Source organism: Pseudomonas sp. WC2401 (assembly GCF_041200115.1).
GTDB classification, from domain to species: Bacteria; Pseudomonadota; Gammaproteobacteria; order Pseudomonadales; family Pseudomonadaceae; genus Aquipseudomonas; species Aquipseudomonas fragi.
The window spans coordinates 3,882,330-3,895,386 of record NZ_CP165623.1; the positions used below are offsets into that span (position 1 = coordinate 3,882,330).

At 60.3% G+C, this 13,057-nt stretch carries 14 protein-coding genes; 10 read left to right on the forward strand and 4 right to left on the reverse strand.

Going from position 1 to position 13,057, the window contains the following annotated elements; all coding sequences use genetic code 11:
- Positions 1-20 precede the first annotated feature (20 nt).
- Positions 21-974 carry a sugar ABC transporter substrate-binding protein gene (locus AB3G35_RS17700; RefSeq protein WP_016781418.1) on the reverse strand — a complete coding sequence of 318 codons (954 nt, stop codon included), beginning with the start codon at positions 972-974 and terminating at the stop codon, positions 21-23.
- A 441-nt stretch (positions 975-1,415) separates the two neighbouring features.
- On the opposite strand from AB3G35_RS17700, the gene AB3G35_RS17705 reads away from it, so the two are divergent.
- From AB3G35_RS17705 to lpxO, 8 genes are all read left to right on the forward strand, one after another.
- Complete coding sequence (locus AB3G35_RS17705) at positions 1,416-2,495, forward strand: asparaginase (RefSeq protein WP_016781419.1); 1,080 nt, start codon at positions 1,416-1,418, stop codon at positions 2,493-2,495.
- Between the two features lie 168 nt (positions 2,496-2,663).
- Entirely contained in the window at positions 2,664-2,915 is a 252-nt protein-coding gene (locus tag AB3G35_RS17710) for a DUF1654 domain-containing protein (protein WP_016781420.1), read from the forward strand.
- Positions 2,916-2,919: 4 nt separating this feature from the next.
- Positions 2,920-3,609 (forward strand): endonuclease, encoded by a 690-nt coding sequence (locus AB3G35_RS17715; protein WP_369781880.1) that lies wholly within the window; start codon positions 2,920-2,922, stop codon positions 3,607-3,609.
- Between the two features lie 145 nt (positions 3,610-3,754).
- Entirely contained in the window at positions 3,755-4,468 is a 714-nt protein-coding gene (locus AB3G35_RS17720; RefSeq protein ID WP_016781422.1) for a GntR family transcriptional regulator, read from the forward strand.
- Complete coding sequence (locus AB3G35_RS17725; RefSeq protein ID WP_369781881.1) at positions 4,465-5,469, forward strand: ADP-ribosylglycohydrolase family protein; 1,005 nt, start codon at positions 4,465-4,467, stop codon at positions 5,467-5,469. The genes AB3G35_RS17720 and AB3G35_RS17725 overlap by 4 nt, the downstream gene beginning before the upstream one ends.
- 88 nt (positions 5,470-5,557) lie before the next feature.
- Positions 5,558-7,021, forward strand: a complete 1,464-nt coding sequence (locus AB3G35_RS17730; RefSeq protein ID WP_369781882.1) for a cytosine permease — start codon at positions 5,558-5,560, stop codon at positions 7,019-7,021.
- A complete protein-coding gene (locus AB3G35_RS17735) occupies positions 7,014-7,949 on the forward strand; it encodes a PfkB family carbohydrate kinase (protein ID WP_369781883.1) in 936 nt (311 codons plus the stop codon). The genes AB3G35_RS17730 and AB3G35_RS17735 overlap by 8 nt, the downstream gene beginning before the upstream one ends.
- Before the next feature lie 218 nt (positions 7,950-8,167).
- Positions 8,168-9,067, forward strand: coding sequence for a lipid A hydroxylase LpxO (gene lpxO, locus AB3G35_RS17740; protein WP_369781884.1), 900 nt, complete (start codon positions 8,168-8,170; stop codon positions 9,065-9,067).
- Between the two features lie 174 nt (positions 9,068-9,241).
- On the opposite strand, the gene copD is transcribed toward lpxO, so the two are convergent.
- The gene (gene copD / locus AB3G35_RS17745) at positions 9,242-10,093 is read right to left on the reverse strand and encodes a copper homeostasis membrane protein CopD (RefSeq protein WP_169883119.1); all 852 of its coding nucleotides are present in this window, start codon (positions 10,091-10,093) and stop codon (positions 9,242-9,244) included.
- Between the two features lie 4 nt (positions 10,094-10,097).
- On the reverse strand, positions 10,098-10,472 hold the full coding sequence (gene copC, locus AB3G35_RS17750; protein ID WP_369781885.1) for a copper homeostasis periplasmic binding protein CopC: 375 nt from the start codon (positions 10,470-10,472) through the stop codon (positions 10,098-10,100).
- 108 nt (positions 10,473-10,580) lie between these two features.
- Here copC and AB3G35_RS17755 point away from each other — a divergent pair, with 108 nt between their 5' ends.
- The gene (locus tag AB3G35_RS17755; protein ID WP_369781886.1) at positions 10,581-11,126 is read left to right on the forward strand and encodes a histidine phosphatase family protein; all 546 of its coding nucleotides are present in this window, start codon (positions 10,581-10,583) and stop codon (positions 11,124-11,126) included.
- On the opposite strand, the gene bkdR is transcribed toward AB3G35_RS17755, so the two are convergent.
- The gene (gene bkdR, locus AB3G35_RS17760) at positions 11,127-11,615 is read right to left on the reverse strand and encodes a Bkd operon transcriptional regulator BkdR (RefSeq protein WP_016781430.1); all 489 of its coding nucleotides are present in this window, start codon (positions 11,613-11,615) and stop codon (positions 11,127-11,129) included.
- 205 nt (positions 11,616-11,820) lie between these two features.
- Between bkdR and AB3G35_RS17765 the strand changes: the two genes are divergently transcribed.
- Positions 11,821-13,053: a 3-methyl-2-oxobutanoate dehydrogenase (2-methylpropanoyl-transferring) subunit alpha gene (locus AB3G35_RS17765; protein ID WP_169910983.1), complete on the forward strand. Its 1,233-nt coding sequence runs from the start codon at positions 11,821-11,823 to the stop codon at positions 13,051-13,053.
- Positions 13,054-13,057 lie beyond the last annotated feature (4 nt).

Consider the following 13,057-nt stretch of genomic DNA (forward strand, 5'->3'; position numbering starts at 1 on the left):
GCCTGCGACAGCGGGCCGGATTAAGGGTGGGTGACCAGTTGCACAGGGGTGTCGATGACACCGTCCTTGAGGTTCTCGACCGGCTCTTTTCTGACCAGCTTGAGCGCGGTTTCAATGCCGAAAACCGCCTGTTTGGCGGCCGCCTGATCGGCCGTTGCCAGTACCCGGCCATCTTTTAGCATCGGCTTGATCGCATCGATATTGTCATAGCCCACTACCTGGACTTTGCCGGCCTTGCCTGCGGCACGGATAGCCGACACCGCGCCCAGGGCCATGCTGTCATTGCCGGCCAGGATAGCCTTGAGGTTCGGGTACTCACTGAGCATGCCCGCTGCAACCTTGTTGCCGCCGTCGATTTCCCAGTTGCCTGACTGCACCGGCACGATTTTCATGCCGGCAGCGGTCATTGCATCCTTGAAACCTGCGGTGCGCATCTGGGCATTGGTGGTGGTCGACACGCCCTCGATGATCCCCACTTCATCGCCTGCCTGCAGCTTGGTCGCCAGGTACTCCCCGACTTCACGCGCGCCCTGGCGGTTGTTGGGCCCCACGAACGGCACATCGAGGCCTTTGCTTTTGAGCACGTCAGGGTCCAGCTGGTTGTCGATGTTGACCACTACGATCCCGCGATCCCGGGCTTTTTTGATCGCCGAAACCAGGGCCTTGGAATCTGCGGGCGCAATCACCAGCGCATCGACCTTGGCAATGATCATTTGATTGATGATGTCGATCTGGCCTGCAGTGTCCGTTTCGTTCTTGATCCCGTTGGAGACCAGGTCGAACGTGGCCGCATTGGCCTTTTGATAGTCTTCGCCGCCCTTTTGCATGGTGACGAAAAATTCGTTTGCCAACGATTTCATCACCAGCCCGACCTTGGGCTTTGGCGCTGTTTCGGCATGGGCGAGAGGCAGAGCGAGGGATGCTGCAGCCAGCATGGCGACAGCGAGAAGGCGACCAGCAAATGGCAGCTTCATGGCAGTAACTCCGATCTTATGATTATTGTGAGCAACGTCCTGCCTGCGCTACACCTGAATGCCAAGCGCCGTGTGACGGGCAACAGCTCAGGGTGAGTGCCTGTCATCACAGGCTCAAAAAACGCCGCGCAAACGTTTGCTTGAACCTCACTATGGAAAACCGCTGGTTATTTGTCAACGTGAAAAAAGCCCCTGCCCACCCCACGGCGCATTCGATTCTCCGAACATAAAACCTGCCTTTGTTCGGGAAACCGTCCAGGCTCGCAACAGAGCTTGCAGCAAGTGACATTGGACCCTGTGAATCAGTGGCTTGAACGGGCCACCCAGAGCCTTTGCCACTGGCATAGATAGTGCTTCACCTACGCCGCACGCCGCCAATGGATGGCCCGTGCCGTGCTCGGTGTGCGTACATCGGCACACTCACTAATAAGAGAAAAAATAATGAAAAATGCTGTGTTGAAATCAATCATTCCAGGTGCCCTGGCACTGCTGCTGGCTCTGCCAACTGCCCAGGCGCAAGAAGCGGCCGGCAAACCCAACGTCATCATTCTGGCCACTGGCGGCACCATTGCCGGAGCAGGCGCCAGCGCTGCCAACAGCGCCACTTACACGGCAGCCAAAGTCGGTATCGACAAGCTGATTGCCGGTGTTCCCGAACTGAGCGAGCTGGCCAACGTGCGCGGCGAGCAAGTGATGCAAATTGCTTCCGAGAGCATCACCAACGACAACCTGCTGCAATTGGGCCGCCGGGTTGCCGAGCTGGCCGAACGCGATGATGTCGATGGCATCGTCATCACCCACGGCACCGACACCCTGGAAGAGACCGCTTACTTCCTGACCCTGGTGGAAAAAACCGACAAGCCGATTGTCGTGGTCGGCTCCATGCGCCCGGGCACTGCCATGTCGGCTGACGGCATGCTCAACCTGTACAACGCCGTTGCCGTTGCTGGCAGCAAGGAAGCGCGCGGCAAAGGCGTGCTGGTGACCATGAACGACGAAATCCAGTCCGGTCGCGATGTCAGCAAAATGATCAACATCAAGACCGAAGCCTTCAAAAGCCCTTGGGGCCCGCTGGGTATGGTGGTTGAAGGCAAGTCCTACTGGTTCCGCCTGCCGGCCAAGCGCCACACCATGGATTCCGAGTTCGACATCAAAAACATCAAGAGCCTGCCAAACGTAGGCATCGCCTACTCCTACGGCAATGTAGACGACACCGCCTACAAGGCACTGGCCCAATCCGGCGCCAAGGCCATCATCCACGCAGGTACCGGCAACGGTTCGGTGGCGTCGAGCGTAGTGCCAACCTTGCAAGCCCTGCGCAAAGATGGCGTACAAATCATTCGTTCTTCTCACGTTAACAGCGGCGGTTTCGTACTGCGTAACGCAGAACAGCCGGACGACAAGAATGACTGGGTGGTCGCCCACGACCTGAACCCTCAGAAAGCCCGCATCCTGGCCATGGTTGCACTGACCAAGACCCAGGACAGCAAAGAGCTGCAGCGCATGTTCTGGGAGTACTAAACCCGGAGTTTCAAGCACTTGCGATTCAATAAGCCGCCTCCCCTCCGGGAGGCGGTTTTTTTTTGCGCCCAGAACCAAGCGCCGGTTTGCTTGCCAAAGCAGCAAACAGTTGCCAAATCTGGCGCAGTTAAATACTGTATGCGCATACAGCACACCAAGGATCGCATCATGGCTAAAAAAGCGGCGAAAGAGCCGACCCCACCGAGCCCCTACGAAATTTTCGGCACGCGTATACAAAAAATCATCAGTTCGCCCAAAGCGCAAAAAGACAAGATGGCGGTGCTTGAACGACTTGAAGGCGACAACCCCGAGTTCTGGGAACGCCTGATCGAAGAAATTTCCGAAAACGACAACGTCACCATTGCCTATCGCGATGATGGTGCCATTAACGTGTTCTGGACTGTGCCTGAGGAAGATTGAGTCGATGAGGGTTTGTTTACTGGCACTGGTCAGTCTCTTTACCGTTTTAAGCGCTCACGCTGGCGCCCCGCAAACCTTCAGCGAAGCCAAGAAAGTCGCCTGGAAGCTCTACGCACCGCAGTCCACCGAGTTCTACTGCGGCTGCAAATACACCGGCAACCGTGTCGACCTGAAAGCCTGTGGCTATACCCCACGCAAAAATGCCAACCGCGCCGCACGGATTGAGTGGGAGCATATCGTGCCCGCCTGGCAGATCGGTCATCACCGCCAGTGCTGGCAAAGTGGTGGACGCAAAAACTGCACCCGCAACGACCCGGTGTTCAAGGTGGCCGAAGCGGACCTGCACAACCTGGTGCCCAGCATCGGCGAGGTCAACGGGGACAGAAACAACTTCAGTTTTGGCTGGCTGCCCGTGCAAAAGGGCCAATATGGCTCGTGCCTGACACAGGTTGATTTCAAGTCCAAGAAGGTCATGCCCCGGCCCTCCATTCGCGGCATGATTGCCCGCACCTACTTTTATATGAGCAAGCAATACAACTTGCGCCTGTCAAAACAGGACCGCCAGCTGTACGAGGCGTGGAACAAGACCTATCCGGTCCAGGCCTGGGAGCGCCAGCGCAATCAGGCGGTAGCCTGTGTGATGGGCCGCGGCAACGAGTTCGTGGGTCCGGTCAACCTCAAGGCGTGCGGCTGAAACACCCGTCCCCCCCTGCGCCGGGGCTGCCCGCCGGCGCAAGGCATCCTTGCTGACACGCAACAGCCGTTATAACCACCCCTTTATGGTTGATACCAGGTTGAGAATATTGCCGAACCTCAATTGCTGAGCTATTACTTTCGGCATGATCAAACAGGTTCGATTCAACAAACAACAACGGGTGGTCGACGAGCTCGTCCACCGTATCGAAAGCGGTCTCCTGGCAGACGGCAACCCACTGCCAGGAGAAGACCAATTGGCTCAAGAACTGGGCGTCAGCCACAGCACGTTGCGTGCAGCACTGACGGAATTGGAAAGGCGAAAATATATAGCCACGCAAAATGAAGGCGGCGCCATCGTCACCTATGACGGTATTACCCTCGACCAGAACAACGGCTGGACCCAGGCACTGGCCAGCACCGGTGCCCGCATCCACACTGAGCAGCTCAGGCTCCAGGCCATAGAGCGCCCGGATCTGCTCCATCAATTTGGCTTGAGCCAGTTTATTATCCTGGAACGTCGCCGGCGCCGGGACGATGGCACCGCCATCTCCCTGGAGCGCTCGCTGATGCCCGCGACCGGTGGCCTGGAAGGCTTGCCAAGGGTTGGCCTGATCGACGATTCCCTGACCATAACCCTGGCAGCCTACGGTTTTGTCGCAGATCGCGGCGACCAATGGATTGGCGCCGAACCCCTCAACGAAGAAGACGCCCTCATGCTCGGGCGCCCTGCCGGGACCGTATTTCTCAAGGCGTTGCGCACTACTTACGACCGCCAGGGGCGCTTGATGGAAATGGTCGAAAGTTGGCTGGACCCACAGCACTTTCGCATGTACCACTCGTTTGGAACACCCACATGACCGCGATGGATCGAGCGCTGGGCGCGTTTTATGGCCTGGCTTTGGGCGATGCCCTGGGCATGCCGACCCAGTCGTTGAGCCGCGGGCAGATTCTGTCCCGCTTTGGCCACATTGGCACCCTTGAAAACGCCCCCGCCGATCAGCCCATCGCCCCGGGCATGCTTGCAGGCTCAATTACCGACGACACCGAGCAGGCCATCCTGGTTGGCCAACTGCTGGTCGAAGGCCGGGGCAGCATTGACCCGCACCTGCTTGCCCAACGCCTGATTGCCTGGGAAGCCAACATGCAGGCCAAAGGCTCCCAGGACCTTTTGGGGCCGTCGACCAAGCGTGCAATCGAGATGATCCTCGCGGGCCACAGCCCCGAAGAGTCCGGGCGTCATGGCACCACCAATGGCGCAGCCATGCGCATAACCCCGGTGGGCATCGCCAGCGACGTGCGCCAGCCAGAGCGTTTTATCCAGTCTGTGGTCCAGGCCTGCCAGGTGACGCACAACACCAGCCTGGGGATTGCCAGTGCCGCCGCGGTTGCCGCCGTGGTGTCCAGCGGGCTCAATGGCACCCAACTTGAGCACGCCCTCAATGCCGGTACTGAAATGGCGTTTATGGCCGAACACCACGGCCACTGGGTGGCTGGCGGCCGCATTGGCCCGCGCATTCGCTGGGCCAGGCAGGCCAGTCGCGAGTGCAACCCTGACAATATCGGCGACCTGTTGTATGACGTGATCGGCACATCGGTAGCCTCTCAAGAGTCCGTGGTCGCCGCCTTTGCCCTCGCCCAGCGCGTGGCCAGCGGATCCCTGAGCAGCTTCGATGCCCTGTGCATGGCCGCCAGCATTGGCGGCGATACCGACACCATTGCCGCCATGCTCGGCGCCATGCTGGGTGCCTGCGGCGGCCTGCAACTTTGGCCTGCGGCGCTGATCAAGCAAATCGTCGCGGTCAACAGCATGCAGCTGGACCCCTTGGTGCGCGACTTGCTAGCCCTTCGCCACAGCTGACCCCCTGCCCTTGACCGCACCACGACGGGCCTCACACCCAAGCCCGGCCTGCCTACAACGATAACAAAAGCTTCAGGAGCTACACGCCATGACATCCCCTGACGCCGGGCACTCTGCCGGGCAACTGGAAACCCGCGGCATCGAGCCCGTCCCCGAAAGCGAATGCAAGGGCAACCCGCTTCAACTGTTCTGGGTCTGGTTTGCCGCCAATATCAGCATTCTCGGCTTGCCGCTGGGGGCCACGCTGGTGGCCTTTCATCAACTGGCAATCTGGCAGGTGGTGATTGTTGCCTTGATCGGTGCCGCAGGCTCGTTCGCCGTGGTCGGCGTTATCTCCATTGCCGGACGACGTGGGCGAGCGCCAAGCCTTACATTGTCGCGGGCCATTTTCGGCGTGCGCGGTAATATGGCGCCTACGCTGGTGTCATTGATGTCCCGGGTAGGCTGGGAAACGGTCAATACCACCACCGCCGCTTTCGTGTTGTTGTCTCTGAGCACGATCCTGTTCAACACCCCCACCGAAGCCAAAAGCGCTCCGCTGCTGACCCTGGTATTTATCGGTATTTTCACCCTGCTGACCCTGGCGGTTTCCGGGCTTGGCCATGCCACGCTGCTGGTGATCCAGAAGTGGGCAACCTATGTGTTTGGCGCGCTCAACCTGCTGGTGGGCGGTTTTCTCTGCGCCACCATCGACTGGCCAGGGGTATTGAACGCCAGCCCCGCGCCCATGAGCGCCGTGATCATTGGCATTGGCATCATGGCTGCAGGCACCGGCATCGGCTGGGCCAACGCCGGTGCCGATATGTCGCGCTACCAGAAACACAGCGTCAGCGCCTCGCAACTGGTGGTCTCGGCGGCCTGGGGCGCAGGGATCCCGCTGGTGTTGCTGATCACCCTTGGCGGTCTGCTGACCGTGGGCAACCACGCGCTGGCATCCGCCACCGACCCCATTGCGGCCATCCGCAACCTGCTGCCGTCCTGGATGGCTGTGCCCTACCTGCTCAGCGCCTTTGGCGGCCTGCTGCTGTCCAATCATCTGTCAGTATATTCCGCAGGCCTGACGACCCTGACCCTGGGCGTGAACATCAAGCGGGTGCAGGCCGTGGTCGTGGACATCGTGGCCATATTCTGTGGCTCGATTTACTTCATGCTGTTTGCTGACAGTTTTTACGGCCCTTTCATCACGTTTATCTCACTCACGGCCATTCCAATCACGGCCTGGGTGGCGATCTTTATCGTCGACCTGCTGCACCGCCATTATTACAGCGCCCACGACCTGCTCGACGTCAGCTCCCGCAGCGCCTACTGGTACAAAGGCGGCATCGAGTGGCGCGCACTGGGGGCCTGGGCCATCGCGCTGGTGCTGGGGTTCTGTTTTACCCGGGTGGGCAGTTCGGATGCGGACTGGTTTGTCGGGCCGCTGGCCGATTCATGGCTGGGCCACAACGGCCTTGGCTGGGTCGTTACATTCGCAGTCGCCGCGGGCTTGTATGCCCTGTCGGGCGGCGCCAAAGACCGCCGCCGCTGCGCACCGGAGGCCGCCCATGGCTAGATTGCTGCATACCGGCCAGGTGATCGTCGACCTGGCGATGGCGCTGGACACCCTGCCCCGTTCCGGTGGCGATGTCCTGGCCCATGACGCCTGTTTTTACGCAGGCGGTGGCTTCAATGTGATGGCCGCCGCCCAACGCAATGGCCTGCAGAGCGTGTACCTGGGTCGCCACGGCCGGGGCCGGTTTGGTGATCTGGCCCGCGAGGCCCTGCATGCCGAAGGTATTCAGCTGTCCCTGGCCATCGACCCGGGCAAGGACACCGGCGTGTGCGTGGCCCTCACCGAAGCCAGCGCTGAGCGGACCTTTATTTCCTGTATCGGCGCCGAAGGCGGATTGTCTGCCGAGGATCTGGCACAGGTCATCGTCCAGCCTGATGATTACGTCTATGTCAGCGGTTACAGCCTGTTGCATGCCCACAAGGCCGAACCTCTGTTGCGCTGGATCCTGAGCCTGACGCCCGGCGTGCATGTGGCGTTCGACCCCGGCCCGTTACTGGCCGATATCGCCCCGCAACTGCTCAACGCCCTGCTGCCGCGCCTGAGCCTCTGGACCAGCAACAGCGCCGAGGCACGCAGTTTCACCGCCAGCCCGACACTGCTCGACGCCCTGCCCGCCCTGGCCGCCCGCCTGCCCGAAGGCTGCGTCAGCGTTGTGCGCGACGGCCCGCAGGGCTGCTGGGTCAGCGACAGGCATGGTCAGCAGCCTGTGGCCGGGTTCAAGGTCCAGGCTGTCGACAGCAACGGTGCCGGCGACGCCCATACCGGGGTGATGATTGCCGCACTGGCGGCCGGTTACAGCCCCATACACGCGGCGACGCGAGCCAATGCAGCAGCGGCCCTGGCCGTTACCCGCCGCGGCCCCGCCACCGCCCCTGGGACCGCCGAAGTCGATGCCTTGCTGGGAAAATACGCCGGCAACGAAGCCTGAAGCGGCTTTTTCATACCAGGGCGGCACTCGCAACACGACCAAAGACTGTAAGCAAAGATGACAAAAACGTTATGAAAGGCTGGAAAATGGCCAAAGTGCTGCTTTAACCTTACATATTGGCTCCCAAAAAGCGGCACCAGTACCCGATATTTCTTACGAGATATCGGGCCACTTGCGTGTTTGCCGGGCTGCGTTTCTCCTGACTTGTGACGATACTCTTGAAACTCATCATTATTGCTGTTTACGTTTTGTCCATCGCGTATGTCCACCTGCGGGGCAAGGTTCGCCATAAACTCGTTCGCCAGTTGAGCGATCACTCCACCTTCCTGGCGCCCATCAACTGCTTTCTGTACCTGTTCTCCAAGGTCCCCAGCCAGCCGTACCTGAAGCCTGGCGACTTTCCCGAGCTGCAACCCTTGCAGGAGCACTGGCAGGAAATCCGCGAAGAAGCGCGCAACCTGATGACCGCGGGCGCGATCAAGCGCTCCGAACAGCCGAATGACGTGGGTTTCAACTCCTTTTTCAAGAGCGGCTGGAAGCGCTTTTACCTGAAGTGGTATGGCGACAATCACCCTTCAGCGGTCGAGCTGTGCCCGCGCACCATCGAGCTGCTTAACGGCATCGGGACTATCAAGGCCGCCATGTTTGCCGAATTGCCACCCGGCTCGAAGCTGGTGCGCCACCGTGATCCTTATGCAGGTTCCCTGCGTTTTCACCTGGGCCTGGACACGCCGAACGACCCGGGCTGTTATATCAATGTCGACGGGGAAAACTATGCGTGGCGTGACGGCGAAGCGGTGATATTTGACGAAACCTTTATTCATTACGCCGAAAACACCACGGATAAAAACCGCATCATCCTGTTCTGCGATATCGAACGCCCGATGCAATATCGCTGGGCCAGCGCTTTCAACCAGTGGTTCAGCCGCACGGTGATGGCGTCCGCCAGCTCACCGAACGCTGCCACTGACAAAACCGGTGCCCTGAACCGCGCCTTTACCCGGCTGTACAAGATTCGCCTGCGCGGCAAGGAGCTGAAAAAACGCAACCGCACGCGTTACTACGCCGAGAAGTGGTTGGTGTTCGGTGGATTGCTGGGCGTGTTTTTGCTGATCTAGCGGCATACGTAGCAGCTGCCGAGGAACGACGGCTGCGTCCGGGCGCGAAGCGGCCGTAAACCCGGTGTTCGCGGTAGGCATAAACCACCGGGCTGACCGAATCGACGACTGCTGCGCAGCCGGACGCAGCCTCGTTCTACTCGTCAGCTGCTACGAATGGATGCACTCCGGCTTTTACCCCACCACCAGCGGCGGCAAGGTACCCAGCAACGACACGGCAGCCACCGCCGCCAGCCCGAACAGCCATTCCAGTGCCACGCTGCGGCGCAATACGGCGAAGTGCCCCCTGCGGCTCATCAGCAAGTTGAACAGCGCCAGCAAGAGCATGACGCCCACCAGCGTCACCTTGATCAACAAGATCAGGGCGAACCCCTCAAACAGGGGTGTAGGCCAGAGCGCACCGGTGAGCACCCGGGTATTGATCAGCCCGGTCAGAATAATCCCCGCAACCAGGACAAACCCCAGATTGCTGAAGCGCTGCAACACCGCCGCCACGTCCTGTGCCGCGGGCCGCACAAGCGTCAGCAGCAACCCCAGCAGCCCGCCGATCCAGGCCCCGACACACAGCAGATGCACCCACTGGTTAAGCATCAGCAATTGCCCGCGCCAGCCATCCAGCATTGCGCCGTGCCCCACCGGGGCCAACGTGGCCAGCAACAGGACCGCCAGCGTCCCGACAAGGTAAAAACCCGCACGCGCATACAGGGCAACCAGCAGCAACACGCAGAACAGCAGGTGAAACGCCCACACCTGGCCAAAAAAGGTGCTGCCCAACACCAGCCACAGCGTCGCCGGGGCCAGCGTGTCAGGCCAGCTGCCTGCCATCGAGTGGGTCGTCAGCAGCAACCAGGCCAGGCCACTGCCCAGCCCCACCCACGCCAGCAGGCGATTGACCGGGCGCCACTGTCGGTCCATCTCCACACGAAGCCCAGCCGCCGGCAACAAGAGCCTGAAGGCACAGGCCCCGAACATCAGCAGCACCACGCAGAAATGTACAAACCGGCACACCACCATTGCGCTGACAATCAACTCAGTGGCTCACCGTAAAGCTGTAGTCGCCCGCACTCTTGTGGGTATCGACCGACACCGCGTTCCACTTCACCTGGTAAGTGCCTGCTGGCAGGGGCTGCGCCGGGGTCACGATCAGCACCTTCTGGTTGCCCGGTTCGGTCTTGAGGCTGCTAACCGCCACCGGCGTGTGGTCATGGCTGATCACCACCTTGGTAAACGCCTGCTCCACGCCTTCGGTAAAGACCAGGCGCAGTTCGTCGGCACTGGCCACCGTACTCCCCGCGGCAGGTGTGGATGATTCGAGGTGGGCATGGGCAAACGCCGCACTGGCGCTGGCCATCAGTGCCAGCAATGCAGCGGTATTGAAGACTTTTTTCAAGCGAGCAGCAGCCATTGCAAAGTACCTTGAGAGTGGATTACGCCGTCATAATACTCGCCTAAACTGACTTGAAGGGCGAGCACACGCAGTCACTCGCAACCCGATACCCCCAAGGACTTGAGCATGCCCACCCGCCTCAGCTTTATTTGTCATGCGCGCACCGAGGCACAGCGGCTAGGGCGCTTTGCCCTGGACGAGCCGGCTGACCCCAAGGGCTTGCTGCTGGTAGCGGAGCTGAGTGCCAGGCTGAAAAAACCGGTGCGCATCCTCTGTGCCCCCGAAACCCGCACCTTGCAAACCGCCCAGGCGCTGGGCGGCGAAATTGAAATCGTGCCCGCCCTGGGTGATTACGATATCGGCGACTGGCAAGGGCAGCGTCTGTGTGACCTGCAACAGAGCATGCCCCAGGCGCTGAACAACTGGATCAACAACCCCTGCTCGGCCCCCCACGGCGGCGAGTCGGTACAGGATTTGTGCCTGCGGGTCAGCGCCTGGCTCGACGAGTTTCGTGAAGATGGCCACTTTGCCGTGGTGACCCACCCTTTTGTGATCCGCGCGGCGATTCTGCATGCCCTGGCCGCAACCACCGCCTCCTTCAACCTGATTGACGTGGAACCGCTGTCGGTGGTCGACCTGCGCTTCAACGAGCGCTGGCGGCTGCGGGTGTGATCACTCCTCCAGGGTCAGCCCGCCGGGCGGCAGCGGCAATGCGGTTTTGTAACGTACCTGCTTGAGGGCAAAGCTGGAGCGGATATTGGCCACCCCAGGCACCTTGGTCAAAAAGTCCATCATAAAGCGCTCCAGCGCCTGGATGCTGGGCACCAGCACGCGGATCAGGTAATCCGGGTCGCCGGCCATCAAGTAGCACTCCATGACTTCATGGCGATCGGAAATCGCCGCTTCAAAATGCTGCAGGGCTTCCTCGACCTGTTTTTCCAGGCTGACATGGATAAACACATTGACGTGCAGCCCCAGCATATCGGCGTCGAGCAAGGTCACCTGCTCGCGGATCAGGCCGCGTTCTTCCATGGCCTTGACCCGGTTGAAACACGGCGTCGGCGACAGGTTTACCGAACGCGCAAGGTCCGCATTGGTGATGCGCGCATTCTGCTGAAGGCTGTTGAGAATCCCGATATCGGTTCGATCAAGCTTGCGCATGAGACAAAAGCACCTGTTTTTTATGTTTATGCAGAATTCTTATCCTTAAACGCTGCAAAGCACAACGAACTACAGAGAAATATTCTTCTGCGTCAGGAATATGATTGTTGTAGGACAAGATCTGGGCTTTTATCAGACAGATCTTCGACAGTATCACCTAGCTCCCGCGCCTATAAACACGACAAGATCGAGCGTAGAGAAAGCCATGAATGAATATGCACCGCTGCGCCTGCACGTTCCCGAACCCTCCGGCCGCCCAGGCTGCAAGACCGACTTCAGCTACCTGCGCCTGACCGATGCCGGTCTGGTGCGCAAGCCGCCGATCGACGTAGAACCTGCCGATACCGCCGACCTGGCCAAAGGCCTGATCCGCGTGCTCGACGACCAGGGCCAAGCCCTTGGTCCGTGGGCCGAAGGCGTATCCAGCGAGGTATTGCGCGAAGGCATGCGCGCCATGCTCAAGACGCGAATTTTTGACACGCGCATGGTGGTCGCCCAGCGCCAGAAAAAAATGTCGTTCTATATGCAAAGCCTTGGCGAAGAAGCCATCGGCAGCGCCCAGGCTCTGGCCCTGAATATCGACGACATGTGCTTTCCCACTTACCGCCAGCAAAGCATTCTGATGGCCCGGGACGTGCCGCTGGTGGACCTGATCTGCCAGTTGCTGTCCAACGAACGCGACCCGCTCAAGGGTCGGCAATTGCCGATCATGTATTCGGTGCGTGACTACGGCTTTTTCAGTATTTCCGGCAACCTGGCCACCCAATTCGTACAGGCCGTTGGCTGGGGCATGGCCTCGGCCATCAAGGGCGACACCAAAATCGCCTCGGCCTGGATCGGCGACGGCGCCACCGCCGAATCGGATTTCCACACCGCCCTCACCTTTGCCCACGTTTACCGCGCCCCGGTGATCCTCAACGTGGTCAACAACCAATGGGCCATTTCGACCTTCCAGGCCATTGCCGGTGGCGAGTCCACCACCTTCGCCGGGCGCGGTGTGGGCTGCGGCATTGCTTCGCTGCGGGTGGACGGCAACGACTTTATCGCGGTGTACGCCGCCTCGGCCTGGGCCGCAGAGCGCGCACGGCGCAACCTGGGCCCAACCCTGATCGAGTGGGTCACTTATCGCGCAGGCCCGCACTCCACTTCTGACGACCCGTCCAAGTATCGTCCTGCCGATGACTGGAGCCACTTCCCGCTGGGCGATCCGATTATTCGCCTCAAGCAGCACCTGATTGCCACCGGCAACTGGTCGGAAGAAGAGCACGCTGCGGTCAGCGCCGAACTGGAAGCCGAAATCATCGGCGCGCAAAAGGAAGCCGAGCGTTTCGGCACCCTGGCCGGTGGGCAAATCCCGAGCGCCGCGAGCATGTTTGAAGACGTGTACAAGGAAATGCCCGAGCATTTGCGTCGGCAACGCCAGGAATTGGGGTTATAACCAG